Here is a 26,105-nt window from a genome sequence, read left to right on the forward strand (position 1 = left end):
CGCACGGCCCGACCGTCGTAATCTAGATTAGACGCGGCGACGCTTCGGCGGGCGGCAGCCGTTATGGGCGATCGGGGTCACGTCACGGATCGAGGTGACGGTCAGACCGACCGCAGCCAGCGCGCGCAGCGCCGATTCACGACCCGAACCCGGACCCTGAACTTCGACGTCCACGGTGCGCAGACCGTGTTCCTGAGCCTTCTTGGCCGCATCTTCCGCAGCCATCTGAGCGGCGTAGGGGGTCGACTTGCGCGAGCCCTTGAAGCCCATCGTGCCAGCCGACGACCACGAGATCGCGTTGCCCTGCACGTCAGAGATCAGGATTTTGGTGTTGTTGAACGAGGAGTTCACATGAACGACGCCAGCGGCGATGTTCTTGCGTTCCTTGCGCTTAGCGCGAACCTTATCACGAGCCATTTGTCCTGCCTCCCCTTACTTCTTCTTGCCAGCGATGGGTTTCGCCGGGCCTTTGCGCGTGCGCGCATTCGTATGGGTGCGCTGACCGCGCACGGGCAGGTTGCGACGATGACGCAGGCCACGGTAGCAGCCGAGATCCATCAGGCGCTTGACGTTCATCTGAACTTCACGGCGCAGGTCGCCCTCGACGGTGTAGTTGGCGTCGATATGTTCGCGGATCGCGAGCACTTCGGAGTCCGAAAGCTCGTTGACGCGACGGGTCACGTCGATACCCGTGGCTTCGCAAATCTGCTTAGCCGAATGGGGACCGATCCCGGTGATGTAGGTAAGTGCGATCGGGACGCGTTTCCCGGTCGGAATGTTGACGCCAGCAATACGAGCCAAAGCGTGTATCCTTTCGTTGCGAGCCCGTAACCCCAGGCCCTTTTTTCACAACACGAGGCCCGAAACTGGCGCTTCGGACCCCACGATTAATCCCCGAGGGAATCTCTCCCTTTTCGGAAACGATTCTCATCGGAGACGCCGTGACCTAGAGGTAAACGCCCTCCGGGTCAAGGCTTCTTTTACGATTACCCTTGCTGGTCGAGAATCCGCGCGATCGAGGTCGCTACGGTCTCGATTTCGGCCAGCCCGTCGATCGTGAACAGATCGCCCGCGTGGTAGTAGTAGCCGATCAGTGGAGAGGTCTTCTTGTAATACTCCATCAACCGGGTGCGCAGGCTTTCTTCGTTGTCGTCCGCACGACGCTTCACGTCGGTGCCGCCGCACTTCTCGCATTTGCCATCCGCGGGCCAGGGCTTGGTCTGATCATGATAGACCTCGCCGCAACCACCGCAGGTCGAGCGGCCGGTGATGCGGGCGACAAGCGCCTCGTCATCGACCTGCATCTCAATCACCGCGTCGAGCTTGGTGCCCATCTTGGCGAGCAGCTTGCCCAGGGCATCGGCCTGGCCCAGCGTCCGCGGGAAGCCGTCGAAAATGAAGCCTTCGCCACCGGCGGCGAGCTTTTCCTCGATCAGACCGATGACGATCTCGTCGGTCACCAGCTGGCCTTTGGCCATCACCTCGGCGACGACATTGCCCATCTCGGTGCCCGAGTCCTTCGCCTCTCGCAGCATGTCGCCGGTCGAGAGCTGGACCATGCCGCGCTCTTCGACGAGACGGCGGGCCTGGGTGCCCTTGCCCGCGCCAGGCGGGCCGAGAAGAATGATATTTGCCATGTCGGCTCCCCCTGAAAACGCTTGGCGGATTTAGCGGCGCGCGGGCGGCTTGCGCGGCCCCTTCTTCTTCTTGCCCGAACGGCCGCGAAGCTGCGAACGCTCGATCAGACCCTCGTATTGGTGGGCCAGAAGATGCGACTGAATTTGGTTGATGGTGTCCATCGAAACGGTGACCACGATCAGAACCGAGGTGCCGCCGAAGTAGAACGGGATGGACAGCTGCGAACGCAGGATCTCGGGCAGAAGGCAGACCGCAGCGAGATAGGCAGAGCCGATCACCAGAACGCGGCTGACGACGTAGTCGAGATATTCCTCGGTCTTCTTGCCGGGACGGATGCCGGGCACGAAGCCGCCCTGATTTTTCAGGTTATCCGCGACCTCGTCCGATTTGAACGACACGTTCGCGGTGTAGAAATAGGCGAAGAACACGATCATCGCGACGTAGAACAGCAGATACAGCGGCTGACCCGGGCCGAAATAGGCGAGGATCGTCGACATCACGGGACCGGTGTTCTGGCCCGAGAAGGTCGCGATGGTGGTCGGCAGCAGCAGGAGCGACGAGGCGAAGATCGCCGGGATGACGCCCGCCGGGTTCACCTTGATCGGCAGGTGGCTGGAGCCGCCGTCATAGACCTTCATCCCCACCTGACGGCGCGGATACTGGATATGGATCTTGCGCAGCGCGCGTTCCATGAAGACGACGAAGGTGATCACGATCGCGATCATCAGGATCACCCCGAGGATCACCGGAGTGGAGATCGCACCCGCACGCCCCTGCTCGAGGAAGCGGGCCAGAGCCGCCGGGATTTCCGCGACGATACCGACGAAGATGATGAGCGAGATGCCGTTGCCGATGCCGCGTGCGGTGATCTGCTCACCCAGCCACATTAGGAACATCGTGCCGCCGACGAGCGTGATGACCACGGCTGCGACGAAGAACAGGCCCGGATCGTGTGCCAAATCGCCCTTCTCGAGCGACACGGCCAGACCCCATGCCTGGAAGGTCGCCAGGGCCACGGTCGCATAGCGCGTGATCTGGTTGATCTTTTTGCGGCCTTGCTCGCCTTCCTTCTTCATCTGCTCGAGTGCGGGCACCAGAGCGGTCAGAAGCTGGATGATGATCGAGGCCGAGATATAGGGCATGATGCCGAGTGCGAAGACACCCATCCGACCGAGCGCGCCGCCCGTGAACATCGACAACACGCCGCCAAGGCCGGAGCCCGCGCTTTGCATGAATTCGCGCAGTGCCTGCGCGTCGATGCCCGGAACCGGAATATAGGTGCCAAGGCGGTAGATGATCAGCAAACCAATGGTGAAGAAGATGCGCTGGCGCAGCTCGGTGGCTTTGCCCAGGGCGTCCCAGCTGAGGTTCGCCGCCATTTGCTCTGCAGCAGATGCCATATGCTCGTCTCTTTCATGTAAAGCGCCGCCCAACCGGTTCCCGGTCGGCGGCGCCTAGAAAACCTTCGCCTATGTAATCGGGCCGGGGCCCGCTCACAACAGCTTATTCAGCGGCCTGCGCCACCGTGACCGAGCCGCCAGCCTTCTCGACAGCCTCGATGGCCGATTTCGAAGCGCCGGTGACCTTCAGAGCCACTTTCGACTTGATGTCGCCCTTGGCGAGAACACGCACGCCATCGAGCTTGCGGCGCACGACACCGGCCGCGACCAGAGCGTCTTCGGTGATGTCCGATTTCGCGTCGAGCTTGCCGGCTTCGATGAATTTCTCGATCTGGCCGAGGTTCACGACGTTGAACTTCTTCGCGTTCGGCTTGGTGAAGCCACGCTTCGGAAGACGACGATAGAGCGGCATCTGGCCGCCTTCGTAACCGTTCAGGGCCACACCCGAACGTGACTTCTGACCTTTGATACCACGGCCAGCCATCTTGCCCTTGCCCGAGCCGGGACCGCGGGCGACGCGCTTTTTCTTCTGGGCCGCGCCTTCGTTGTCGCGCAGTTCATTGAGTTTCATATCGCTTCTCCTTGCCGGAACACCTTCCCGAAGCGAGTGCGGAAGGGACACGGCTTTTTGCGTTGATTCTGATGCGGCCGTCTGGCCACCGGGGGCGTATAGTGCGTTTGCCCCGCGCACGCAACTCCCGCGTTCGCGCTTCGGGCGGTGGCTTGGGCTGCCGTTCCCCCTCCTCTGCCCGGGGACATTTTCTGCGCCTCGCTTGACCTTCCCACCCCCCTCTCGCTACTGCAGATGCAGTATTTGCGAGGGACATTCATGACGCGCATCCTGATCACCGGCACCGCGGGCTTCATCGGTTACCATCTGGCGAAGCTGCTGCTCGACGAAGGTTACCGGGTGCATGGCTATGACGGGATGACCGACTATTATGATGTCGCCCTCAAACAGCGCCGTCACGCGATGCTGCTGCAGAATCCGAATTTCTCCGCGACCGAGGGGATGCTCGAAGACCTCGAGACCTTCGACGCGATGGCGGATGAGTTCAAACCCGAGATCATCGTCCATCTCGCAGCTCAAGCCGGCGTGCGCTACAGCCTCGAACAGCCCCGCGCCTATATCGAGGCGAATATCGTGGGCACCTTCAACGTGATGGAGGCCGCGCGCCGCCACGAGGTTAAGCACCTGCTGATGGCCTCGACCTCGTCGGTCTACGGCGCGAACGAGGACTTGCCCTATGCCGAGACCGACAAGGCAGACACGCAGCTGACGATCTATGCGGCGACGAAGAAGGCGACCGAGTCGATGGGCCATTCCTATGCTCATCTGTGGAACCTGCCGACGACCATGTTCCGCTTCTTCACGGTCTACGGGCCGTGGGGCCGCCCCGACATGGCGCTGTTCAAGTTCACCGACGCGATCCTGAACGACCGCCCGATCGACATCTATAACCATGGCGAGATGTATCGCGACTTCACCTATGTCGAAGACCTCGTGCGCGGCATCCGCCTGTTGATCGATGCAGTCCCCGAGCGCCCCGCCTCGCGCGACGAGATCGCAGAGGGCGACAGCCTTTCGCCCGTGGCCCCCTACCGGATCGTCAATATCGGCAATTCCGACAAGGTGAAGCTTCTGGATTTCGTCGATGCGCTGGAGACCGAGCTGGGCCGCCCCGCAAAGCGCAATTACATGGAGATGCAGAAAGGCGACGTGCCCGCGACATGGGCCGATGCCTCGCTTCTGCAAAGCCTTACCGGATACCGTCCGCAGACGAATGTCCGCGAGGGGATCGCGAAATTCGTGGCGTGGTTCCGCGACTATTACGGGAAATAACCGGGCCGCCCCTTGCCGCAGCGCAGCAATCGCCTAAGTCACGGGGCTGATACTCGCGCTACACGCCTATTTTCGGAGACTACCATGACGCTCGAACCCCGCCACGCGCGGGCCGTGATCCTGTCGCTGGCCCTTGGCACTTTCGGTATCGGCGTGATCGAATTCGCGTCGATGGGGCTGCTGCCCTATTACGCGGCCGATTTCGGGATCACCGAGGCGCGGGCCGGTCATGCGATCTCGGCCTATGCGCTTGGCGTCGTGATCGGCGCGCCGCTTCTGGCGGTGATCGGCGCGAAAATCCCGCGCAAGCAGTTCCTGATCGGGCTGATGGGGTTCTATGCGGTGGCGAACCTGCTGGCCGGGTTCGCACCGAATATGGATAGCTTCATGGCGGCGCGCTTCGCCTCGGGCCTGCCGCATGGGGCCTATTTCGGGATGGCGATGCTGTTCGCCGCTGACCTGATGCCCGTAGGCAAACGCGCGCAGGGCATCGCGATGGTGATCTCCGGCCTGACGATCGCGAATATCGTGGGCGTGCCGCTGGCGGGGGCGATCGGCCAGAATTTCGGCTGGCGCTGGGGCTTTGCTATCGTGGCGGTGATCTGCGCGGCTTCGGCCCTGATGATCGCGCGCGTCGCCCCTGCGACACCGCGCGATCCGAACGCCAGCCCGATGCGCGAGCTCGGTGCTCTGGCCAATCGCTCGGTCTGGCTGACGCTTCTTGTAAGCTCGATCGGCTTCGGCGGCATCTTCGCGGTCTATTCCTACCTGTCAGCGGCGATGATCGACACGCAGGCAGGCCCCGCCTGGACGATCCCTGTGGCACTGTCCGCCTTCGGCGTGGGCGGCACGCTGGGCAACTGGATTTCGGGCAAGCTCTCTGATTGGTCGCGCTTCGGCGCGGGGGTGATCCTGCTTTGCGGGATGATGGTGATGTCGATCCTCTACACCTTCACCATTGGCAACTGGGTCGCGATGTCGGTGGCGATGGTCGCGCTCGGCTCGACCGCCGGGATGGTGATCCCGATGCAGATGCGGCTGATGGAAGTCGCGGGCGAGGCTCAGACGCTCGCCGCTGCCCTCAATCACGCGGCCTTCAACCTCGCCAACGCGATCGGGCCGTTTCTTGCCGGGATCGCGCTGGCAGAAGGCTATGGCTGGACCGCCACAGGTTATGTCGGTGCGGGGCTGGCAGCGGCGGGGCTCGTCTTTCTCGCCATCGCGTGGATCGACAGCCGTCGCCCCGCCGCCGTTCCCGCTTAGGCTTTCTCGATACGCACCGGGACGCCCTTGGAGCCGGGCGTCTTCGACAGCTCGTCATTGAGCCCCACCGGCACCAGCACGTTGCACTCGGGGTAATAGCCCCCGACCGTGCCGCGCGGCAGCTCGAACGTGACGACCTTCAGCCCGGTCTTGCTGCGTGCGACCCCATCATCCATGTCGCCATGGACAACCACAGGGTCGCCGTGCTCGAGCCCGAGATCGGCCATGTCGATCTTGTTCATCAAGAGCACGTCACGCGTCCCCTCGATCCCGCGGAAGCGGTCCGAATAGCCGTAGATCGTGGTGTTGAACTGGTCGTTGGAGCGCATCGTGATCATCCGGTAGCGGCCCGGTTTGTCGTCGAACCCCAGCGCGTTGAGCTTGGACGGCGTCGTGAACTCCAGCTTGCCACTCTCGGTCTTCCAGATGCGATCATGCGCCGGATTGCCGCGCCAGAACCCGCCCGGCTCGTTCAGCCGCTCGTTGAAGCCGCGGAAGTCGTCCGGGTAGGTCGCCTCGATCAGGTCTCGGACCTTGGAGTAGTCCTTCACCCATTCGTCCCATTTCAGCTTCGGGTTAGGCTCGCAGATCGCCTTCGCGATGCTACAGGTGATCGCCAGCTCGGATTTCAGCTTATCCGACGCGGGCGCACCCTTGCCGAGCGAGCCATGGATCATCGAAAAGCTGTCCTCGACCGAGACGTATTGGTTACCCGTTTCCTGCTCGTCCTTTTCCGACCGGCTCAGACAGGGGAGGATATAAGCCACTTCGCCCGGATAGAGATGGGAACGGTTGAGCTTCGTCGAGATCATCACCGTGAGCTTCTGCTTCGGCCACGCCTCTTCTATCCGGTCGCTATCGGGTAGCGCGCGAACCAAGTTGCCGCCGAGCGAGAAGGTAGCCGAGACCTTGCCCTCCAGCATCGCCTGCGCGGCGTCGACGATGTGGAAACCGTCTTCCTGCGGCGGCTCGAAACCGTAGAGCTCGCGCAGCTTGTCCATCGGGATCAGCTTCGCCTTTTCGGCGATGCCCACCGTACGCTGGCCCTGAACGTTGGAGTGGCCGCGCACCGGGCAGCACCCCGCGCCCTTGCGCCCGATATTGCCGCGCAGCGCGAGGAAGTTCACCAGCATCCCTATATTGGTCGCCCCATGCGCGTGCTGAGTAAGCCCCATGCCATAGACGCCGATGACCTTCTGGGCGTGGATGTAGACATCCGCCGCCTGCCGCAGCTCGGCCTCGGACAGCCCGCATTCCTCGGTGATTTGTTCCCACGACGTCGTGCGGCAGAAGGTCAGGAACTCGTCGTAATTGATCGCGTGCTCTTTCAGGAACTCCCAGTCGACGACCGCTGGGCGACCCTGCGCCTGGGCTTTCTCGTCCTCTTCGAGCACCGCCTTGCACAGGCCGGTCAGCGCCGCGATGTCCGAGCCTGCCTTCAACTGGTGATACTGGTCGGAGATCTTCGTCTCGTGGCCCCGTGCCATGTCGTAGAGGTTCTGCGGATCGACGAAGCTGACGAGCCCCTGTTCCTTCACCGGATTAAAAGTGACGATCTTCGCCCCGCGATCCTTCGCCGCCTTCAGCGGATGCAGGAAACGCGGCGAGTTGGTGCCGGGGTTCTGACCGAAGAAGAAGAAGCAGTCGGTCTCTTCGAGATCTTCCCAGAGAATGGTGCCGACCGGCGAGCCGATCACCTTCTTGAGGCCGACCGAAGTCGTCTCGTGGCACATATTGGAGCTTTGCGGCAGGTTGTTGTTGCCGTAGGCGCGCGCCATCAGAGCCCAGAGATAGCTCGCTTCCAGCCCGGCATGGCCCGAGGAATAGAATACGACCTCTTTCTTCGGCAGCCCCTTCACGATCGAACCGATCTCGGCGAAGGCCTCGTCCCAGCTGACCTCGACATAGCGGTCGGAGGCGCGATCGTAGCGCATCGGCGCGGTCAGGCGGCCGGTCTTTTCCAACTCGTGATCGGGCCAGTCCTTGAGTTCCGCAACCGTATGATCATCCCAGAACTCGGGCGTGTGGCGCGATTTCGTCATCTCCCAGAGCGTCGCCTTCGCCCCGTTTTCGCAGAATTCGAACGGGTGGTAATTGGCAGGTTTCGGGAAGGCGCAGGAGGCGCACATGAAGCCGCCCGGCTTGTTCTGCCGCTCGAGTTCGCGCAGCACGTCAGGCGAAGAAGGCCAGGATTCACCGAAGATCCGGGCGATACCCTTCAACGAGCCCCACCCGCCCGACGGGCCGCTTTCTTCGGGAAGTTTATCTAGCTTGTCAGACATGGCGCGCAGCTCCTCCGGTTTTGGTCCGCGCAGATACGAGCACGCGCGCCCCGAGGGACGCGCGTAGGCCGGACTTACCGGCTGAAGGCGACATATGGAAAACGTCGGGCATGAAATCTGTACGCGGGATATGGATCACGCAGACCCAACCAAGCGTTTGCGCCCCCGGTTCCAGCGGTTCTCGCGCCTCACTCAGTAGTGATGTTCATGCTCGGACGTCTTGCCGCGGAACACCCAGTAGGCATAGGCCGTATAAGCAAGGATGATCGGCAGGAAAATCGCCGCGCCGACGAGGATGAAGCCCTGCGACATCGCCGGTGTGGAGGCCTCGCGGATGGTGATTGAGGCGGGCACGATATAGGGGAAGATCGACAGTCCCAGTCCCGCGAAACACAGCACGAAGATAGCGATCCCCGACAGGTAGGCGACGACGCCTCGGTCCGAGCGGATCGCCGTCCAGTAGCCGAAGCCCGCCACGAGCAGCAGAAGCGGCACCACCGCGCTCCAGATCACGCCCGGCCATTGGAACCAGCGGTGATAATATTCCGGATGCAGGAACGGGGTGGCGAGCGAAGCGAGGCCGATGAACCCCAGCGTCGCGATCAGCGCGCGCTCCCCGATCCGGCGCGCCAGATCATAGAGCCCGTGCGAAGTCTTGATGACCAGCCAGGCTGCCCCCAGCATCACGTAGCCCGCCACCAGCGCCAGCGCGGTGCCGAGCGAGAAGAAGCTCACCCAGTCGAACGGGCCGCCGGTGAAGGTCCGGTCGGTCACTTCGGGGCCGCGCAGCAGCCCGCCGAGGATCGCGCCCTGCGCCAGCGTCGCGACGAGCGATCCGCCGAAGAACGCCCGGTCCCACAGCCGCTGCCAGCGCCGGGTCTTGCCACGAAACTCGAAGGCCACACCCCGGAACGCGAGCGCGAGCAGCATTATGACGATTGGGATATAAAGTGCGTTCAGGATGATCCCGTAGGCCAGCGGAAAGACGGCAAGCAGACCGCCGCCGCCCATCACCAGCCATGTCTCGTTGCCGTCCCAGACCGGGGCGACCGAGTTCATCGCGCGGGTGCGGTTCTCCTCGGAGCCGAGGAACGGAAACAGGATGCCGATGCCGAGATCGAACCCGTCGAGCACCACGTAGGTCAGGATCGCGAAGGCGATGATCGCGGCCCAGATGTCGGGCAGGTAATGCGCAAAACCGGTCATGCGTGGGCCCCCTCTTTCTCGGTCGTCACATCATTGGCGAGCATCGCGCCCGCCACGCCGCCTGCGCGCTGCGGCGTGTTCTCCACCGGCTCGGCACCTTCCGGTCCGCGCCGCATCAGCCGCAGCAGGTAGAAGGTGCCCGAACCGAAGAGGAAGGCATAGACCACGACGAACCCGATCAGCGCGGCCCAGGCCTGCCCCGCCGTCAGCGAGGACACGGACTCCGCCGTCGTGAAGTGACCGTAGATGGTGTAGGGCTGGCGGCCGAATTCGGTGGTGAACCAGCCCATGATGATCGCGAGGAAGCCGCCCGGCGCGAAGACCAGCGCCACCTTGTGGAAGAGGCCCGGCTCATGCAGGCGCTTGCGCCACATCAGCCACCCGCCCCAGAGCCCGATCGCGGCGAAGGCGAAGCCGAGCCCCACCATGATCCGGAAGGTGAAGAAGACGATCGTCATCGGCGGGCGCTCATTCGGCGGGAAGTCCCCGAGGCCCGGCACCTCGCCATCGAGCGAGTGTGTCAGGATCAGCGAGGACGCATAGGGCACCTCGATCTTGTAATCGGTGCGCTCCTTGCTCGGGCTCGGGATGCCGAAGAGGATCAGCCCGGCACCCTTGCTGGTCTCCCAATGCCCTTCCATCGCCGCGATCTTGGCAGGCTGATGTTCGAGCGTATTGAGCCCGTGCTGGTCGCCGGCGAAGATCTGGATCGGTGCGGTCACGAGGATCATCCCGATCGCCATGCGGAACATGGTGCGCACGGCATCGTCCGCATTGCCCCGGATGTGATGCCACGCGCCGACACCCGCCACGACGAGCGCGGTCGTGAGATAGGCCGCCAGCACCATGTGCACGAAACGATAGGGCAGCGAGGGATTGAAGATCACCTCGAGCCAGCTGGTCGGAATGAATTGGCCGACATCGTTGATCTTGAAGCCCTGCGGCGTCTGCATCCAGCTGTTCACAGAGAGAATCCAGAAGGCCGAGATCAAGGTGCCGACCGCGACCATCGTGACCGCGAACATGTAGATCCACTTGTTCACCCGGTTGCGGCCAAACAGCATGATCCCGAGGAAACCGGCCTCGAGGAAGAAGGCCGTCATCACCTCGTAGCCCATCAGCGGCCCGATCACCGGGCCCGCCTTGTCGGAAAAATGCGCGAAGTTCAGACCGAACTCGTAGGACATCACGACGCCCGAGACGACACCCATCCCGAAGACCACCGCGAAGATGTGTTTCCAGAACTCGAAAATTCGCTGGTAGACCTGTTTGCCGGTGATCATCCGCAGGGCTTCCAGCACCATCAGGTAGCTCGCCGTGCCGATCGAGAAGGCCGGGAAGACGATGTGTGCCGCGACGACGAAGGCGAATTGCGCCCGCGCCAGATCGAGTGTCGGTATGTCGAATATGCTCATGGTCGTCCGCGTTTCTGCACGTTACGTGATAAGAACTAGACTTACCCGAGGGTACGGCAACCGCCGGGCCATGGTTCAAACGTCGCAGCGTGGCGGGATGTCGCAGGCTCAATGAAAAAAGCCCGCGCGGAGTTCCGCACGGGCTTTATACAAAGTTGGCGTCACGTCTTTCACGCAACTTGCTTGAGGGCGCTTTCTTCCGGGATGAACTCCTCGTGGAGCGCCTTGATCACGGGTTTCAGATCGTCCCGTTCGAGGACGAATTGCACGTCCACACTCCGCGGTCCCTGCGTGGCGCCGAGGCTTTCCATATCCGCTTTCGCGATCGCCTGCAGTCCACGGGTCAGTACCGAGAGACCGCTCAGGTCACGCCCGATGACCGAGGCCATCGAGAGCATCCGGGCCGAAATTTCCGCCGAGGGATAAATCTCGCAAAGATCCTTCTCGACGCGCTGCAGCACACGGATCGGGGCATCGACGTAATGGGTGATCGTGTTCGCATTCGAGGCCTTGGACACGATACGAACGTCGTGGCGCGTCAGCACCTCGAGGATCTTGGCGTCGTAGCCTTTCACGCCGACCATGTCCTGTTCGAACACTTCGAGCGCGATGATATCGAGGCCGGTCACCATTTCGACCGCCGCTTCCTTGGCGGGCTTGTCGTCGATCAGCGTGCCCGGATCGCCCGGGTCGAACGCGTTGGTGACACGCAGCGGAACGTCCGCCTGGCGCAGGGTCTTGGCGGCCTTCGGGTGGATCGCCTCCATGCCCATGTTCGACATCTGGTCGGCCACGTCGTAGTTCGTATGACCCAGCTTGCGCACCTTGCCCTCGCCCACCAGCTTCGGGTCGGCGGAAGACAGGTGGAATTCCTTGTGAATGATCGCCTCGCGCGCGCCGGTGAGGGCTGCGAGCTTGGAGAAGGTCACTTCGGAGTAGCCACGGTCGAATTCCCGCATCAAGCCTTCGGCACATTGCGCATAGCCCGTCACGATCGGAAGCTCGGATTTCGGATCGATGTCCTTCATCGCACCCATGATCCGGCCTTCTAGGTCGTGATCGGTCTCGTCGCGCCAACCGGACAGGTCGACGAGACGTGCGTTCACGCCGTTGCGCTGCAAAAGGAGCGTCGTGACGAAAGCGGAGTGCGCCTCGCCCAGACCCGACAGCAATTCGCGGATCTGCAGCATATGCTGCGAGAGCCGGAAGTGCCCGTAGGAGCACAGACGCTGCAGGTCGATCAGGCAGTTGCGCGCGCCTTCGGTGCGCTCGCGGACGAACTCGGTCGCCTGCGCGATGTCGCCGGGATGCTTGAGCACATTCTCATGGGCTTCGATCATCGCGGTGGACACGCGGCTCAGCGCCTCGTGCCAGCCATGTTCGCTGTCGGCCTTTGCGAATTGCGCATAGACACCCGCCTCGCCCGATTTCTTGTGTTCGAGCAGCAGATCGGTGATGCCACCGAACGCCGAGACGACGAAAATGCGGTTATAGAGATCGGCGCCCTTGCGGTCTCCGATGAACAGCGTGTCGAGCAACTCGTCCACGCGGCTCATGGAGGTGCCGCCAATCTTTTCGACCGTGTGATTCTGGTGGGTCAATTTGGCCCCCTTACGAATTTTCCAGTTCTTCGGCCGGCGCGTACGACCCGTCTTCACGGTGAACCTCGTTACCGGTCACCGGCGGGTTGAAGCAGCAAGCCATGACGAGGTCTTCGTCCCCCGCGACGAGGCGGTGATGGTCATGCAGGTTAAGCGCATACATCACGCCCGGTTTGATTTCGTGGCGCGTGCCGTTGTCGAGCTCGGTGATGTGGCCGTTGCCCGAGATGCAGTAGACGCTCTCGAAATGGTGCTTGTAGTGGAACGTGTGGTCCGAACCCGCCTTCAGCGTGGTGATGTGAAAGCTGAAGCCCATCTTGTCGTCGGCCAGCAGCATGCGAACGCTGCTCCAGTCGGCATCGGACACGTCGCGGTCTGTGTTCTTGAGCTTGTTGAAATCACGAACGATCATGATCGTTTCTCCGTATTTGAATTCGTTGGATCGCCGGGGAGGGGGCGGCGGATTATTCCGCCGCGATGTCCGTGCGTTCACCGGTCACCTCGGTGGCGGCTTCACGCAGGATTTCCAGCCCCTTGCGGAATTGTTCCATCGGCGTGGTCAGCGGTGCGAGCACCTTCACGACCTGGTCGTCATTGCCCGAGGTTTCGATCACGAGACCTTTCTCGAAGCAGCGACCGCAGATCGCCGAGGCAAGCTCGCCGGTGCCGACATCGACACCCTGCATCAGGCCCCGGCCCTTGAGGAAGGCACCCGGCACGAGATCGGCCACGGCGGCCAGACCTTCACGCAGGACGTCCGATTTCACGGCCAGTTCCTTCTGGAACTTGTCGTCGGCCCAGAACTTCTCGATCGCCACGGTGGCGGTCACGAAGGCATGGGTGTTGCCGCGGAAGGTGCCGTTATGCTCGGCCGGGCCGAACACGTCGTAGTCGGGACGCACCAGAACCAGCGCCATCGGCATGCCGAAGCCGGAGATCGACTTCGCTTGGGTCACGACGTCCGGCATCACGTCCATCTCCTCGAAGGAGAAGAAGGTGCCGGTGCGGCCGCAGCCTGCCTGAATGTCGTCGATGATGAACAGCGCACCGTGCTTGCGGGCGACTTGTTCGACGCCTTTCACGAATTCCGGGCTTGCGGCGTTGAGGCCGCCCTCGCCCTGAACCGTCTCCAGCATGATCGCCGCCGGAGCGTCGATCCCGCCCGAGGCGTCCGAGAGCATCTGGTCGAGCAGCGCGACCGAATCGACGCCATCGGCATAGGCGTCATAGGGCATGCGGGTCACGCCATGCGTGTCCATACCGGCGCCGCCACGGTGATAACCGTTACCGGTCGCGGCCAGAGCGCCCATGGTCACGCCATGGAAGCCGTTGGTAAAGGTGATGATATTGGTGCGGCCAGTCGCCTTGCGCGCGATCTTCATCGCGGCTTCGACGGCGTTCGCGCCGGTCGGACCGACGAACATCAGCTTGTGGTCCATGCCGCGCGGGGCGAGGATATGCTCCTCGAAGGCGCGCAGGAACTTGCCCTTGCTGTCGGTGTGCAGGTCGAGCGCGTGGCCCATCTTGTTCTCGGTCAGGTGCTCGATCAGCGCCTGCTTCATGTCCGGGTCGTTATGCCCGTAGTTCAGCGACGAGCAACCGGCGAGGAAGTCGATATAGGTGTTGCCCTCGGCGTCGGTCAGCTCCGAGCCTTGCGCGCTGGTGAAAACCGTATCGAAGCCGCGGCAGTAGGAGCGGGCTTCAGATTCGCGTTGGGTAAAGATCGTCTTATCCGTCGAATGAACGGTCATGGGGGACTCCGTAGAATTGGGGGAAAGAGGAGGGTGCGCGGCCTGAGATCAGGCGGCAGCACGCGCCTCCTCGGGGAAGGTGATGGTGACCATATGTTCGGTCGAGGCGTGGCCGTCGAAATGGTCTTCTTCGTGGAAGTGCGCCTCATCGGTCAGCTCGCCGCCCATCGAACGGGCGAAGGAACGGAAGAGCGCCCAGCTGGCTTCGTTGCTCTTGGTGATGGTCGTCTTCAACTTGGTGCAGTCTTCGGCGACGTCGCGCTGGATGAGGTGGCGCAGCATACGCTTGCCAAGACCCAGCCCCCGCGCGTCGGGGGAAACAGCCACTTGCCACACGAAGAACGTGTCCGGCTCGGACGGGGCGATGTAGCCCGAAATCCAGCCGACGACCTCGCCTTCGCGCTCCACGAGGACACAGGTGTCCCCGAAGTGATCGCACTGCAGAAGGTTGCAATACATCGAATTTTCATCAAGCGGCTTGCAGCGGCGGATCAGCTTCCAGATTTCGCTGCCGTCTTCGGACTCCGGCTTACGGAAGACCAGTTCAGAACCCTTCTTGATCGACTCGACTTGCGGCACAGCTCTTTCCTCTCGTTTGCTTCGGTAGCCTAAGTAGTTCATGTAGTCGAAAATTTCAACCACCTAACTAATGGAACCCGGAAAAGTTCCGCTTATAGCCTTATATTCTTGCTTATAAGCCCTAAATACCGTTAGTATGACAAAGCAAATGAGTAGAAGCGAACGAAATAAGCTTAGCAAAGCCAAGCAATTGCAGAACACGGAACTCTCTGCGATACTGGGCCGTCTTGATAAAAAAGGGGCCCGCCGCCTGATGGAGCGTGTCGATACGAGCCTGATCGCTTTGCGTAGAATCCTGCGCGCGACCGAAATGTTCGGCCGCGACCTGGCGAAGGCTGCCGGGCTGACGCCTGCGCAGTTCCGCGTGCTTCAGGTGATTTCCGAAAAAGGCTGGTCGACCCCCAAGGCCATCGCACAGCGTATGGGCGTGAGCCAGGCGACGATGACAGCGCTGATCGACAAGCTCGAGCGCAAGGGCATGGTGACCCGTCAGCGCTCCGAACGGGACCGCCGTCAGACCGATATCGTGATTACGGAGCTCGGCGCGAGCGCGATCGACGAGGCACCCGACGCCCTGCAGCAAATCTTCGTCCGCCGATTCGAGGCACTGGAAGATTGGGAGCAGGCGCAGATCATCGCCTCGCTCGAGCGCGTCGCCTCGATGCTCGACGCGCATGAGATCGACGCCGCCCCCGTTCTCGATTGGGGCGACATTTCCGGCAAGCCGAACTGATCAGGCCCGGATCCACGTCCCGTCCGGGGCGCGGATGAACCTCTCGTTCTCGATCGGCTCGAAGCTCATGTCCCGCGCCCCGTAAAGCGTGATCGACAGAGCGTCGCGCCCCCCTTCGATCACGTTGAACGTATTCGGCTCGCCGCGCAGGCGCGAGGACAGGCCCGTCCCCGCCTGCACGAACAGTATGCCCGGCACAGCCGAGAAGGGGGCCACCAACCCGGTGTGCAGATGCCCCGAAAGCACGAGATCCGCACCGCATTCCGACATGCCCTGCAGCGCGTCCCCTGCCCCCTCCATGAGAGCCTTGTCGACCTCGGGGCCGTGTTCGAGCGGATGGTGCATCACTGCGACTCGCAATCTCTCGCCCGCTTCTTCGAATTCCTGACACAGACGGGAGATCGTGCGGTCGGGCACCTTCCCGCGCTGCCACGCGAAGCGGTTGACCGTGTTCACGCCCACCACCTTGAAGCCGTCGGTCTCGTAGACTGGTTCGAGATCGTGATTGATAGCGGATTTGTAGCGCCCGAAGGGCTTGAGCATCCGAAGAACGATATTGTCGAGTGGCGTGTCGTGATTGCCGGGCACCGAGAGCGTCTCACTCTCGATCTGCTCGAGGAACATCCGAGCTTGCATGAACTGACCGCGCCGGGCGCGCTGCGTGAAATCCCCCGAGATCACCGTCAGATCGGGTTCGAGCTGGTTCAGTGCCGTAAGAAGCGGCATCTCGAGTTCGGGCAGGCTGCGCCCGAAATGCAGGTCGGAAAGGTGAACGATACGTGTCATGCAGTTGCGTCTTGGGGTTCGGTCTCGCCATGCGTCGCGGGCAGCACGATCCAGAGCGGCTCGTCGGACATCTTGAAGCGGAATGGGCTTTCAGCGCGGCATTTCTCACCGTCATAGGCCAGAAGGCCTCTACGGCGCACGGTTTCGATCTCGAAGGATTTCGCCCGGATCAACTCGTAATCCTCGCCCTGCTTTGTCTTGCGGCGCACAAGGCGCATGGAGAGACGGAAGAGATCCCGGCGGGTCTGCGCCTTTGCCACGAGCACCGCGAAGGCGTCGTCGCTGATCACGGTCGCCCCGTCGAGCCCGAAGAAATCGAGCTGATAGGCGGAGCGGGCGATGAAGACGAGCGCCGTGCGTCGACTCAGCTTTTTTCCGTCAGCCGTAATCTTCAGCTGCATCGGGCGCTGGAACCGAAGGAAGGTCTTGAACACCGACCAATGCGCGACGATCCGGCGGCGCCCCCAGCGCGCATAGATGTCCTCGCGCGCCTTCAAGATCGACGGGTAGATGCCGAGCGAGGCATTGTTCAGAAACACCTGCCCGTTCACTTCGCCGACGCGGATCGAGTGCGCCTTGCCTTCGCGGATCGCGCGCGCCGCCTCTTCCGGATCCTCGGAGAGACGCAGGCCTCGGGCGAAGAAGTTGAAGGTACCGAGCGGCAGTACGGCCATCGGCACATCCTGCCCCACCAGCGCACCCGCGACAGCCATCGCGGTGCCGTCACCACCCGCCGCCACGATCATCTCCGCGCCCTCGTCGAGCGCTTTACGCACGGTCGCCACAATGTCGCTTTCCGGCGACCATCGATAAAGCGACGCACCGTCACCAAGCGCCTCCATCGCGCGGCTGATCGCTTCCTCGTCCTTGGCATTGCCCCCCGAAGAGGGGTTCGCAATCAGCGCGACCGCTTCGCGACGCAGCGCGGCGCTCGGCTGCGGCGGGGCGCCGGAATCGGGGTCAGCATCGGAATTTCCGACGTCTTTCCCGTGACTTATACCGGACGGAAGCGCGGAGTCCGCACCGGGGGTCACGGCGGCGGAAAACCCCGTGTTATTCTCCGACGAAACGGAGTCCTTGGGCTCGGTTGTCATGCTTTCACCTCTTCGTGCGGCTGTAACGCCGCACGGAGCCGGAAAGGTCCGTGAAAAGGTTGCGCGCCTCGACTTGGTTATTTACGACATAGAAGTGTCGGAATTTGGCAAGTCCTGCGCGCGTTCTCACGTGAGCGTGACTTCATGAGGATTCCAACCCGGGAAAATCCGGGACTTATCGCGACCGGTATCACGGCGGCAGCCCGCGCGGATCGCTTCAAATCAAAGCTGCCACAACAGGAGGACCTGTATGAACAAGAAAGCGCTTGCCGCGCTACTGACGGCGCTGCCGCTGGCGACCTTCTCGGCGCCTGCCTTCGCCGCCGACGGCGAATGTGGTTCCGTCACCGAAGCGGAAATGAACTGGGCTTCGGCCGGTGTCGCCGCTTGGGTCGACAAGATCATTCTCGAAAACGGCTACGGCTGTGACGTGACGCTGGTGACCGGCGACACGATGCCCACCTTCACCTCGATGAACGAGAAGGGCGAGCCCGATATCGCGCCCGAGCTTTGGGTGAACGCGGTGAAGGTCGCGCTCGACAAGGCCGTCAGCGAGGACCGCCTCGTGATCGCCGCCGAAATCCTCAAGGATGGCGGCGAAGAAGGCTGGTGGATTCCGAAATACGTCGCCGACGAGCACCCCGAGATCAAGACGGTCGACGATGCGCTGAAGCATCCCGAGCTGTTCCCCGATCCCGAAGAGCCGTCGATCGGTGGCGTCTACAACTGCCCGTCGGGATGGAACTGCCAGATCTCGACCGCGAACCGCTTCAAGGCCCACAAGGCCGAGGAGAAGGGCTTCAAGCTGGTCGACACCGGTTCGGCTGCGGGCCTCGACGGCTCGATCGCCAATGCCTACGAGTCCAAAAAGGGCTGGCTGGGTTACTACTGGGCACCGACGGCGATCCTCGGCAAATACCCGATGGTCAAGCTCGACGCAGGTGTTCCGAACGACAAGAAAGCCTGGGACGAGTGCAACTCGCAGGCCGATTGCGTCGATCCCAAGCCCAACGCCTACCCGACCTCGGACGTGTTTACGGTCGTGACCAAGGAGTTCGCCCAGAACAACGCGGTGGCCATGGACTACCTTGGCAAGCGTGAATGGTCGAACAAGATCGTGGGCGAGTTCCTCGCTTGGCAGGCCGACAACCAAGGCACCAACGAGGACACCGCTTACTACTTCCTCGAGAACTATCCGGATGTCTGGAAAGCGTGGCTTTCCGACGACGTGATCAAGAAGGTCGAGGACGCGCTCTGAGCGGGCGAACCGAGATTTTGGCGCGCGTAAGGGGAGCCTTGCGCGCGCTTTCTTTTAACCGGCGCAAATAATCGACCGGAGGACATAACAAGATGGCATCTTCATGCTGGGGCTTGCCGGAACTGCTCTGTGAGTTCCCTTCCCTTCCCAACTCCACCCTGCGCCACATGCGCATGGGCATCGACGACGGGTTCCGCGGCATCGTCCGCGCCTATTCCGATCAAATCGACGCGGCCACGCGGCCGCTTCAATGGTTTCTCAACACTCTCGAACACGCCTTCGTGGACACGCCGTGGTTCATCATCTTCGCGCTGATCCTCGTCGTGGTGTGGTTCGCCTCGCGCAATCCGAAGATCGTGATGGGCTCGGCCATGGGCCTTGCCTTCATCGGCATTTTCGGCCTGTGGGAGGACACCATGACCACCCTCGCGATGGTCACCGTGGCGACGCTGATCGCGATCATCCTCGGACTGCCGATCGGCATCCTGATGGCGCGCTCGGACCGGATGCAGCAAATCCTGACGCCGGTGCTCGACGTCATGCAGACCATGCCATCCTTCGTCTATCTGATCCCGGTCGTCGTGATCTTCGGTATCGGCAAGGTGCCCGGCGTGATCGCGGTGGTGATCTACGCGATCCCGCCGATGATCCGTCTGACCAATCTGGGCATCCGCCTCGTGGACAAGGAAGTCATCGAAGCCGCGGACGCCTTCGGAGCCAACCCGCGTCAGAAACTCTGGGGCGTCCAGCTTCCGCTGTCGCTGCCGACGATCATGGCGGGCGTCAACCAGACCATCATGATGGCGCTGGCGATGGTCGTCGTCGCCTCGATGGTCGGTGTCGGCGGCCTCGGTAAAAACGTGCTGCAGGCGATCAACAACCAGTTCTTCACCATCGGCTTCCTGAACGGCTTCGCGCTCGTCGCGATCGCGATCATCTTCGACCGCGCAAGCCAGGCGTTCGGCAAGCGGCTGCAGAAACATTCGGAGGCTGGCCATGACTGATGCGACGACAAACGCAGCGGACGAGACCCGCTCGGGCATCGAAATCCGCAATCTCTACAAGATCTTCGGGGCGCGACCCAAAGATTACGTGGAGGTCGTGCAGGGCGGCATGGGCAAGGAAGAACTCAACGACAAGCACAACCATGTGCTCGGTCTGCAGAACATCAACCTCGACCTGCCGCCGGGCAAGATCTCGGTGATCATGGGCCTCTCGGGCTCGGGCAAGTCGACGCTCATCCGCCATATCAACGGGCTGATCATGCCCACGGCCGGGGAAATCCTCTATAATGGCCGCGATGTGGTAAAGATGAACGAAGAGGAGCTTCGTGAATTCCGCCGCCACGAGACCGCGATGGTGTTCCAGAAATTCGCGCTTCTGCCGCACCGGACCGTGCTGGAAAACACCTGCTACGGCCTCGATATCCAGGGCATCGACCGCAAGGAGTCCGAGCCGATCGCGAAGAAATGGATCGCGCGCGTTGGTCTTGCGGGCTACGAGGACAACTACCCGAACCAACTCTCGGGGGGCATGCAACAGCGGGTGGGTCTAGCCCGCGCGCTGGCCAACGATGCCGACATCCTGTTGATGGATGAGGCGTTCTCCGCGCTCGATCCGTTGATCCGGATGGACATGCAGAAGGTACTTCTTGACCTGCAGGCGGAGCTGAAGAAGACGATCGTCTTCATTACCCACGACCTCGACGAGGCGCTGCGGCTGGGAGACAAGATCGCGATCCTGCGCGACGGTGCGCTAAATCAGGTAGGCACTGGGCAGGAAATCGTGCTGCGCCCGGCGAATGAATACATCGCCGAGTTCGTCCGCGAGGTGAACCGGGGTCGCGTGATCCGAGCGGAGACCATCGCGATGCCATTGCCGGAAGGCGAGCTGCCGAAGATGAAGGTAAAAGCCAGCTCGGTGCTCGAGAAGATCGCGCGCCGGATGGCCGATGCCGAGGTGCGCATGGCGACTGTTGTCGACAAGGCGAACAAGCCGATCGGCGTGGTCGACATGCCGACGATCCTGACGGCCATGGTCACGCCCGCAAGCGTCGAAGAAGGCGATGACGCGGTCGAGGAAGACAGCGCCGCCTAAAGACTACGGGGCCGCCGCGCCAGCGTGGCGGCCCTGCCCGGCTCAACCCATCAGAACCAGCTGGGGCCGCGGCGCGACAATCGTATCATGTTGGCGCTGGTGTGGTTTCCGATTTGCGTCATCGAAGCCGAAATCGCCCGATCTGCCGTCTGTCCGCGCATCAGCGCGAAAGCTGCAGCCTCTGCCGCCGCCGCGACCGCCACCGGCTTTTCCTGCATCATCTGGAACGATTCGAGCGGGGAAACATCCCAAAGCCCCATCATCCCCGCGACCCGCATCGAGATCACCGCTTGCGCCTCGACGCCGATCCGCGCGGCCTCGAAACCGATGCGCAAAAAAGAAAGGGGATCCATGCAAACTCCTAGAACCAGACACCGCTGCAAAGCGACGCGGGGCCGTCAGGATCGCAGGTACAAGTAAAGATAATGCACGTTTCTTGGCGGTCGAGGCGGAAAAAATCAGATTTCCGCGATCTTGACGTTACAAAACGCCAAGTATTGCTTGGCCGCACCGGTTTTCCACCTTGCCTTCACGGCACTGTGACCCATCCTTTTAGCGTCGCTCGCGTATTGACAGGGCGCAGACGTGAACCAAATGGTTCAAAAATCGCGCGCGGGTCGGTCGGCGGGGCCGAAACCATGCGCAAACAGGGATTTTGACGGGACATCCAAATGATCAAACGCCTCCTCATCGCTCTCGTCGCCCTCATCCTCGTGGTGGGTGGCGTCGTCGGCTACAATCTTTTCCGCTCCAAGATGATCTCGCAGTTCTTCGCGAATATGAAGCAGCCCCCCGTGGCGGTTTCGGTCAGCGAGGTGAAGCCCATCACCTGGGAGCCGGGCCTCGAGGCGATCGGGACCGCCGCCGCCGTGCAAGGGACCGAACTTGCCGTCGAAATGGGCGGCACGGTGCAGGCGATTCATTTCGAAGCGAACGACAAGGTCGAGAAGGGCGAGGTGCTCTTGCAGATCGACGACAGCTCCGAGCGCGCCGATCTGGCCTCGGCCAAGGCCGCTCAGGACCTCGCCGAGACCAATCTCAAGCGCGCGCGTCAGCTCGCCGACCGGGGCGTGTCCGCCACCTCCAATCTCGATCAGGCCGAAGCAAGCGCACAGGAAGCGCGCGCAAGCGTCGCGAAGCTCCAGGCCTTGCTCGAGAAGAAGCGCCTGACAGCGCCGTTTGCGGGCATCATCGGCATTCCGCGGGTGGAGGTCGGCCAATATGTCGGAACCGGCACCACTTATGCGACGCTGCAGGATCGCGATCATATGCGGGTCGACTTCACCCTGTCCGAGCAGCAGGCGCGGCTGGCCGAAGCGGGTCAGACCGTCAAGGTGCAAACCGAGGACGGCTCCGTCGACCTGAAAGGCGAGATCACCGGGATCGAGCCCAAGATCGACCCGAATTCGCGCCTCGTGACGCTGCGCGCCGAGGTTCCCAATGGCGAAGGCAAGCTGACGCCCGGCCAGTTCGTGCATGTCACTGTGGTGCTGCCCGCAGAGGATAACGTGATCGCCCTGCCGCAGACCGTGGTCAGCTCCAACCTCTACGGCGATTCCGTCTACGTGGTGCGCAAGGAGACCCCCGAAGGCGCGGATAAGCCGCAGTTGGTCGCCAAGCAGGTCTTCATCACGCTCGGACGCCGCTCCGGCCAACTCATCGAAGTCACCAAGGGTCTCAAAGCGGGCGACATGGTCGTCAACGCGGGTCAGAACAAGCTGAACTCCGGCGCGACGGTGAGCATCGACAACGCGATTTCGCCCGATCCCGATGCGCCCTCGACCGAAGAGGTGATGAAAGCCTTCGGCATGGAGGGCAACGCCGCGGCAAACTCCGAGGCGTCTTCGGACGGAAACTCGAGCGCCAGCGCGGAGGGGGACTCGGACACCACGTCGGACGCCTCATCGGACACGACCTCAGACGGCGCGAAGGCGCAGTAAGGCCAAGCCCATGAATATCTCCGAGATCTTCATCCGCCGCCCCGTCCTGTCGATGGTTCTGGGCGCGTTCATGCTCCTGCTGGGGGCGCAGGCCTATTTTAACCTGCCCGTCCGCCAATATCCGGAAGTCGAGGAAACGGTGGTCACCATCACCACCGCCTATCCCGGCGCCTCGCCCGAACTGATCCAGGGCTTCATCACCTCGCCGCTCGCTGCTGCCGTGGCGACCACTGAAAACGTCGATTACGTCACCACCCAGTCGCGGCCCTCGGCCTCGGTTATCTCGGTGCATATGAAACTCGGGTCCAATTCCGACGCGGCGATGACCGAGGTGCTCTCGAAAGTGCAGCAGGTGAAGGGCCAACTGCCCTCGGCCGCGAAGGACCCGGTGATCCAGAAGGGCACCGGCCAGACCTTCGCGCTGATGTATCTCGCGGCGCTCAACCCCAACATGACCCCCGAGCAGCTGACCGAATATCTGCGCCGGGTGATCCGTCCGCGCATGTCCACGATTCCGGGCGTCGCGCAGACCCAGATCATCGGCGCCTCCGATTACGCGATGCGGGTCTGGATCGATCCGGACAAGCTGGCTGCGCGCGGCGTCACGGCGTCGGAAGTGGTGGGCGCCATTCAGGCGTCGAACTTCCTCTCGGCCCCGGGCAAGACGAAAAACGAATACGTCGCCCAGTCGATCACGTTGCAATCCACGCTGCAGACGCCCGAAGCCTTCGGCAAGCTGCCGATCACCGGCAAGGGCGATGACGTGGTGCGCCTCCGCGATGTCGCGAAGATCGAGCTCGCCAAGGCCTCCGAGAACGAGATCGTCACCTTCGAAGGCAAAGAGGGCACGTTCCTCGGCGTCTACCCGACGCCGGCTGCCAACCCGCTCGATACGGCGGCGGCGGTGCGCAAGGCGCTGCCCGATATCAACGCAACGCTTCCCGAAGGCATGAAGATCGAGCTGGTCTACGACTCGACCGAGACGATCTCGGCCTCGATCCACGAGGTGTTCAAGACCATCGGCGAGGCGGTCGCGATCGTGACCGTGGTGATCCTTCTGTTCCTCGGCTCGCTGCGCTCCGTGGCGATGCCCATCGTGACCATTCCGCTCTCGCTGATCGGGGTGCTCGCAGTGCTTCTGGCGCTGGGATACTCGATCAACCTTCTCACACTGCTGGCAATGGTGCTGGCGATCGGCCTCGTCGTCGATGATGCGATCGTGGTGGTGGAGAATATCCACCGACATATCGAAGAGGGGATGAAACCGATCCCCGCCGCCGTGCGGGGCATGAAGGAGATCACCGGACCGGTCATCGCGATGACGATCACGCTGGCCGCAGTGCTCGCGCCTCTGGGCTTCACCGGCGGGTTGACCGGACAGCTGTTCCGTGAATTCGCCTTCGCACTCGCGGGGTCGGTGATCCTGTCAGGGATCATCGCGCTGACGATCACGCCGATGATGTCGGGCCGCCTGCTGAAACATGGCGAGTCCAAGGGCTTCCAGGCGTTCGTTGACCGCAATTTCGATCGGCTCTCGGGCTGGTACGGACGGCGCGTCGACGGCTCGCTCGACCTGCGCGGGATCACGCTGCTCATCGTCGTTTCGCTGGTGGGCGTGACCGGGTTCATGCTGATGAACACCAATTCCGAGCTTGCCCCGGACGAGGATAACGGCGCGCTCTTCGCGATCCTGAACGGGCCACGCTACGCGACCAGCGACTACACGCAGAAATATATCGACCAGGTCGGACGCGACACCGCCGACATCCCCGAAGTGCGCACCGATTTCTCGATCGCGGGCTTCGGCGGCGACAGCTCTCAGGGTATCTATATCTGGGCGCTCAAGGACTGGGCGGATCGCACCCGCAGCCAGAAGGAAATCCAGCAGGAGATCCAGAGCGATCTGGGCAAATCGACCGGCCTGAAGGGCTTCGCTTTTGCGCCGCCGTCGCTGCCGGGCACCGGGGGCGGCCTGCCGATATCGGTGGTGATCCAGTCGATCCACTCCGCCAAACGCGTCGCCGAGGTGGCCGAGGAGATCAAGAACAAGGCGCAGGCCACGGGCAAGTTCATCGTCGTACAGAACTCACTCAACTTCGACAGCCCGCAGGTCAATGTCACGATCGACCGCGACCGGGCGGCGGCGCTGAACGTGCCGGTCTCGGATATCGGTTCGACGCTGGGGCTGTTGGTCGGCGAAGCGTCGGTGGCGCAGTTCGACCGCGACTCCAACAGCTACGACATCATCCCGCAGGTGCCTCAGGAATTCCGCGCGAATCCCGAGGAGCTGGGCCGCTACTTCGTCCGCTCCGCCTCGGGTGCGATGATCCCGCTGTCATCGCTCGTGAAGATCGACACCGGCGTGAACGCCGCCTCGATCGAACAGTTCGACCAGTTGAACGCGGCGACGATCACGGCGCTCCCCCTGCCCGGCGGCTCCACCGGCGAGGGCGTGCAGACGATCGTGGACATCGCCAATCAGGTGATGCCCGACGGCTTCTTCGTGAACTATTCGGGCCAATCGCGGATCGAGACTCAGCAAGGCAATACCATCGTGATCGCCTTCGCGGCGGCCGTGCTGGTGATCTATCTGGTGCTCGCCGCCCAGTTCGAGAGCTTCCGCGACCCCTTCATCATCATGATGACGGTGCCGCTGACGATCTTTGGCGCGGTGCTGCCGCTGAACCTCGGCTTGGGCACGCTCAACATCTATTCCGAGGTGGGGCTGATCACGCTGGTGGGGCTGATCACGAAACACGGGATCCTGATGGTCGAGTTTGCCAACCAGCAGCGCGAGCAATCGGGCCTCACCCGCCGGCAGGCGATCGTGAAGGCCGCGCAGACCCGTCTGCGTCCGATCCTGATGACCACCGCCGCAATGGCGCTGGCGGTGGTGCCGCTGATCCTCGCGCAAGGCGCGGGCGCAGAGGCACGCAAGGCGATGGGCCTCGTGATCTTTTCGGGGATCCTGATCGGGACGATGTTCACGCTGTTCGTGGTGCCGATGTTCTACACTTTCATCGCGCCTTCGGACAAAGCCTACAAAGCGGCCGAGGAAAAACGTCTGGCCGCCGGCTGAGACGGAAGGCAAAGACTGGGGGCTTCGCGCCCCCAGCCCCCCGCCGAAAATGTGTGCCAAGGCGAAGGCTTACCTCTTTCGCCTTGGCGTAAATATCCCGGGGTGAATTTCCGAAGGACAGAGGGGGCAGCGCCCCTTTT

Annotated in this window: 23 protein-coding genes; 8 read left to right on the top strand and 15 right to left on the bottom strand. The window is 62.5% G+C overall.

The features are described 5' to 3' along the window. Nucleotides 1–27: 27 nt before the first annotated feature. The 5 genes from rpsK to rplO all read right to left on the bottom strand — a co-directional run bounded on the left by rpsK (nt 28) and on the right by rplO (nt 3,609). Nucleotides 28–417 (bottom strand): 30S ribosomal protein S11, encoded by a 390-nt coding sequence (gene rpsK / locus B6V75_RS15995; protein ID WP_038076914.1) that lies wholly within the window; start codon nt 415–417, stop codon nt 28–30. A gap of 15 nt (nt 418–432) precedes the next feature. Continuing rightward, a complete protein-coding gene (gene rpsM, locus B6V75_RS16000; RefSeq protein ID WP_075775947.1) occupies nt 433–801 on the bottom strand; it encodes a 30S ribosomal protein S13 in 369 nt (122 codons plus the stop codon). 185 nt (nt 802–986) lie between these two features. Further along, nucleotides 987–1,637: an adenylate kinase gene (locus tag B6V75_RS16005; RefSeq protein ID WP_075775946.1), complete on the bottom strand. Its 651-nt coding sequence runs from the start codon at nt 1,635–1,637 to the stop codon at nt 987–989. A 30-nt stretch (nt 1,638–1,667) separates the two neighbouring features. Beyond that, nucleotides 1,668–3,038 carry a preprotein translocase subunit SecY gene (secY, locus tag B6V75_RS16010; RefSeq protein WP_075775945.1) on the bottom strand — a complete coding sequence of 457 codons (1,371 nt, stop codon included), beginning with the start codon at nt 3,036–3,038 and terminating at the stop codon, nt 1,668–1,670. A 103-nt stretch (nt 3,039–3,141) separates the two neighbouring features. Beyond that, nucleotides 3,142–3,609 (bottom strand): 50S ribosomal protein L15, encoded by a 468-nt coding sequence (rplO, locus tag B6V75_RS16015; protein WP_075775944.1) that lies wholly within the window; start codon nt 3,607–3,609, stop codon nt 3,142–3,144. 258 nt (nt 3,610–3,867) lie between these two features. Between rplO and B6V75_RS16020 the strand changes: the two genes are divergently transcribed. Beyond that, the gene (locus B6V75_RS16020; RefSeq protein ID WP_088720341.1) at nt 3,868–4,881 is read left to right on the top strand and encodes an NAD-dependent epimerase/dehydratase family protein; all 1,014 of its coding nucleotides are present in this window, start codon (nt 3,868–3,870) and stop codon (nt 4,879–4,881) included. Nucleotides 4,882–4,965: 84 nt separating this feature from the next. After that, a complete protein-coding gene (locus B6V75_RS16025; protein WP_088720342.1) occupies nt 4,966–6,144 on the top strand; it encodes an MFS transporter in 1,179 nt (392 codons plus the stop codon). Here the strand turns inward: B6V75_RS16025 and B6V75_RS16030 are convergent. From B6V75_RS16030 to ectA, 7 genes are all read right to left on the bottom strand, one after another. Beyond that, a complete protein-coding gene (locus B6V75_RS16030; RefSeq protein WP_088720343.1) occupies nt 6,141–8,426 on the bottom strand; it encodes an FdhF/YdeP family oxidoreductase in 2,286 nt (761 codons plus the stop codon). The genes B6V75_RS16025 and B6V75_RS16030 overlap by 4 nt on opposite strands. A gap of 192 nt (nt 8,427–8,618) precedes the next feature. Then, nucleotides 8,619–9,632 (bottom strand): cytochrome d ubiquinol oxidase subunit II, encoded by a 1,014-nt coding sequence (gene cydB / locus B6V75_RS16035; protein ID WP_088720344.1) that lies wholly within the window; start codon nt 9,630–9,632, stop codon nt 8,619–8,621. After that, nucleotides 9,629–11,047 carry a cytochrome ubiquinol oxidase subunit I gene (locus B6V75_RS16040; protein WP_088720345.1) on the bottom strand — a complete coding sequence of 473 codons (1,419 nt, stop codon included), beginning with the start codon at nt 11,045–11,047 and terminating at the stop codon, nt 9,629–9,631. The genes cydB and B6V75_RS16040 overlap by 4 nt, the downstream gene beginning before the upstream one ends. A 170-nt stretch (nt 11,048–11,217) precedes the next feature. Then, a complete protein-coding gene (locus tag B6V75_RS16045) occupies nt 11,218–12,648 on the bottom strand; it encodes an aspartate kinase (RefSeq protein ID WP_088720346.1) in 1,431 nt (476 codons plus the stop codon). Nucleotides 12,649–12,658: 10 nt separating this feature from the next. Continuing rightward, nucleotides 12,659–13,060, bottom strand: coding sequence for an ectoine synthase (locus tag B6V75_RS16050; RefSeq protein WP_075775937.1), 402 nt, complete (start codon nt 13,058–13,060; stop codon nt 12,659–12,661). A gap of 52 nt (nt 13,061–13,112) precedes the next feature. Continuing rightward, nucleotides 13,113–14,399, bottom strand: coding sequence for a diaminobutyrate--2-oxoglutarate transaminase (gene ectB, locus B6V75_RS16055; RefSeq protein ID WP_075775936.1), 1,287 nt, complete (start codon nt 14,397–14,399; stop codon nt 13,113–13,115). A 48-nt stretch (nt 14,400–14,447) separates the two neighbouring features. Beyond that, nucleotides 14,448–14,978, bottom strand: coding sequence for a diaminobutyrate acetyltransferase (gene ectA / locus B6V75_RS16060; RefSeq protein WP_075775935.1), 531 nt, complete (start codon nt 14,976–14,978; stop codon nt 14,448–14,450). A 253-nt stretch (nt 14,979–15,231) separates the two neighbouring features. Here ectA and B6V75_RS16065 point away from each other — a divergent pair, with 253 nt between their 5' ends. After that, nucleotides 15,232–15,711, top strand: a complete 480-nt coding sequence (locus tag B6V75_RS16065) for a MarR family transcriptional regulator (RefSeq protein ID WP_075775934.1) — start codon at nt 15,232–15,234, stop codon at nt 15,709–15,711. On the opposite strand, the gene B6V75_RS16070 is transcribed toward B6V75_RS16065, so the two are convergent. Together B6V75_RS16070 and B6V75_RS16075 are read right to left on the bottom strand one after the other, a co-directional pair. Further along, the gene (locus tag B6V75_RS16070; RefSeq protein ID WP_075775933.1) at nt 15,712–16,497 is read right to left on the bottom strand and encodes a metallophosphoesterase family protein; all 786 of its coding nucleotides are present in this window, start codon (nt 16,495–16,497) and stop codon (nt 15,712–15,714) included. It abuts the gene before it with no gap. After that, nucleotides 16,494–17,591: a diacylglycerol kinase family protein gene (locus B6V75_RS16075; RefSeq protein WP_088720347.1), complete on the bottom strand. Its 1,098-nt coding sequence runs from the start codon at nt 17,589–17,591 to the stop codon at nt 16,494–16,496. The genes B6V75_RS16070 and B6V75_RS16075 overlap by 4 nt, the downstream gene beginning before the upstream one ends. A gap of 250 nt (nt 17,592–17,841) precedes the next feature. On the opposite strand from B6V75_RS16075, the gene B6V75_RS16080 reads away from it, so the two are divergent. From B6V75_RS16080 to B6V75_RS16090, 3 genes are all read left to right on the top strand, one after another. Next, complete coding sequence (locus B6V75_RS16080; protein WP_075775932.1) at nt 17,842–18,849, top strand: ABC transporter substrate-binding protein; 1,008 nt, start codon at nt 17,842–17,844, stop codon at nt 18,847–18,849. Nucleotides 18,850–18,941: 92 nt separating this feature from the next. After that, nucleotides 18,942–19,853, top strand: coding sequence for a proline/glycine betaine ABC transporter permease (locus tag B6V75_RS16085; RefSeq protein ID WP_075775931.1), 912 nt, complete (start codon nt 18,942–18,944; stop codon nt 19,851–19,853). Continuing rightward, complete coding sequence (locus tag B6V75_RS16090; protein WP_088720348.1) at nt 19,846–20,946, top strand: glycine betaine/L-proline ABC transporter ATP-binding protein; 1,101 nt, start codon at nt 19,846–19,848, stop codon at nt 20,944–20,946. Before B6V75_RS16085 ends, B6V75_RS16090 begins: the two co-directional genes overlap by 8 nt. A gap of 50 nt (nt 20,947–20,996) precedes the next feature. Here B6V75_RS16090 and B6V75_RS16095 read toward each other — a convergent pair whose 3' ends face one another. Further along, nucleotides 20,997–21,299 carry a hypothetical protein gene (locus B6V75_RS16095; RefSeq protein WP_075775929.1) on the bottom strand — a complete coding sequence of 101 codons (303 nt, stop codon included), beginning with the start codon at nt 21,297–21,299 and terminating at the stop codon, nt 20,997–20,999. A 318-nt stretch (nt 21,300–21,617) separates the two neighbouring features. On the opposite strand from B6V75_RS16095, the gene B6V75_RS16100 reads away from it, so the two are divergent. Further along, on the top strand, nt 21,618–22,886 hold the full coding sequence (locus tag B6V75_RS16100; RefSeq protein ID WP_088720349.1) for an efflux RND transporter periplasmic adaptor subunit: 1,269 nt from the start codon (nt 21,618–21,620) through the stop codon (nt 22,884–22,886). A 10-nt stretch (nt 22,887–22,896) separates the two neighbouring features. Beyond that, entirely contained in the window at nt 22,897–25,965 is a 3,069-nt protein-coding gene (locus B6V75_RS16105; protein ID WP_075775927.1) for an efflux RND transporter permease subunit, read from the top strand. Nucleotides 25,966–26,105 lie beyond the last annotated feature (140 nt).

The sequence above is a fragment of the Thioclava sp. F1Mire-8 genome (assembly GCF_002213165.1).
Taxonomy (GTDB): domain Bacteria; phylum Pseudomonadota; class Alphaproteobacteria; order Rhodobacterales; family Rhodobacteraceae; genus Thioclava; species Thioclava nitratireducens.

Coding starts and splice junctions, on each gene's coding strand:
- rpsK (WP_038076914.1), bottom strand. CDS start 417: ATGGCTCGTGATAAGGTTCGCGCTAAGCGCAAGGAACGCAAGAACATC.
- B6V75_RS16005 (WP_075775946.1), bottom strand. CDS start 1,637: ATGGCAAATATCATTCTTCTCGGCCCGCCTGGCGCGGGCAAGGGCACC.
- secY (WP_075775945.1), bottom strand. CDS start 3,038: ATGGCATCTGCTGCAGAGCAAATGGCGGCGAACCTCAGCTGGGACGCC.
- rplO (WP_075775944.1), bottom strand. CDS start 3,609: ATGAAACTCAATGAACTGCGCGACAACGAAGGCGCGGCCCAGAAGAAA.
- B6V75_RS16020 (WP_088720341.1), top strand. CDS start 3,868: ATGACGCGCATCCTGATCACCGGCACCGCGGGCTTCATCGGTTACCAT.
- B6V75_RS16025 (WP_088720342.1), top strand. CDS start 4,966: ATGACGCTCGAACCCCGCCACGCGCGGGCCGTGATCCTGTCGCTGGCC.
- B6V75_RS16030 (WP_088720343.1), bottom strand. CDS start 8,426: ATGTCTGACAAGCTAGATAAACTTCCCGAAGAAAGCGGCCCGTCGGGC.
- cydB (WP_088720344.1), bottom strand. CDS start 9,632: ATGACCGGTTTTGCGCATTACCTGCCCGACATCTGGGCCGCGATCATC.
- B6V75_RS16040 (WP_088720345.1), bottom strand. CDS start 11,047: ATGAGCATATTCGACATACCGACACTCGATCTGGCGCGGGCGCAATTC.
- B6V75_RS16050 (WP_075775937.1), bottom strand. CDS start 13,060: ATGATCGTTCGTGATTTCAACAAGCTCAAGAACACAGACCGCGACGTG.
- ectB (WP_075775936.1), bottom strand. CDS start 14,399: ATGACCGTTCATTCGACGGATAAGACGATCTTTACCCAACGCGAATCT.
- B6V75_RS16065 (WP_075775934.1), top strand. CDS start 15,232: ATGGAGCGTGTCGATACGAGCCTGATCGCTTTGCGTAGAATCCTGCGC.
- B6V75_RS16070 (WP_075775933.1), bottom strand. CDS start 16,497: ATGACACGTATCGTTCACCTTTCCGACCTGCATTTCGGGCGCAGCCTG.
- B6V75_RS16075 (WP_088720347.1), bottom strand. CDS start 17,591: ATGACAACCGAGCCCAAGGACTCCGTTTCGTCGGAGAATAACACGGGG.
- B6V75_RS16080 (WP_075775932.1), top strand. CDS start 17,842: ATGAACAAGAAAGCGCTTGCCGCGCTACTGACGGCGCTGCCGCTGGCG.
- B6V75_RS16085 (WP_075775931.1), top strand. CDS start 18,942: ATGGCATCTTCATGCTGGGGCTTGCCGGAACTGCTCTGTGAGTTCCCT.
- B6V75_RS16090 (WP_088720348.1), top strand. CDS start 19,846: ATGACTGATGCGACGACAAACGCAGCGGACGAGACCCGCTCGGGCATC.
- B6V75_RS16095 (WP_075775929.1), bottom strand. CDS start 21,299: ATGGATCCCCTTTCTTTTTTGCGCATCGGTTTCGAGGCCGCGCGGATC.
- B6V75_RS16100 (WP_088720349.1), top strand. CDS start 21,618: ATGATCAAACGCCTCCTCATCGCTCTCGTCGCCCTCATCCTCGTGGTG.
- B6V75_RS16105 (WP_075775927.1), top strand. CDS start 22,897: ATGAATATCTCCGAGATCTTCATCCGCCGCCCCGTCCTGTCGATGGTT.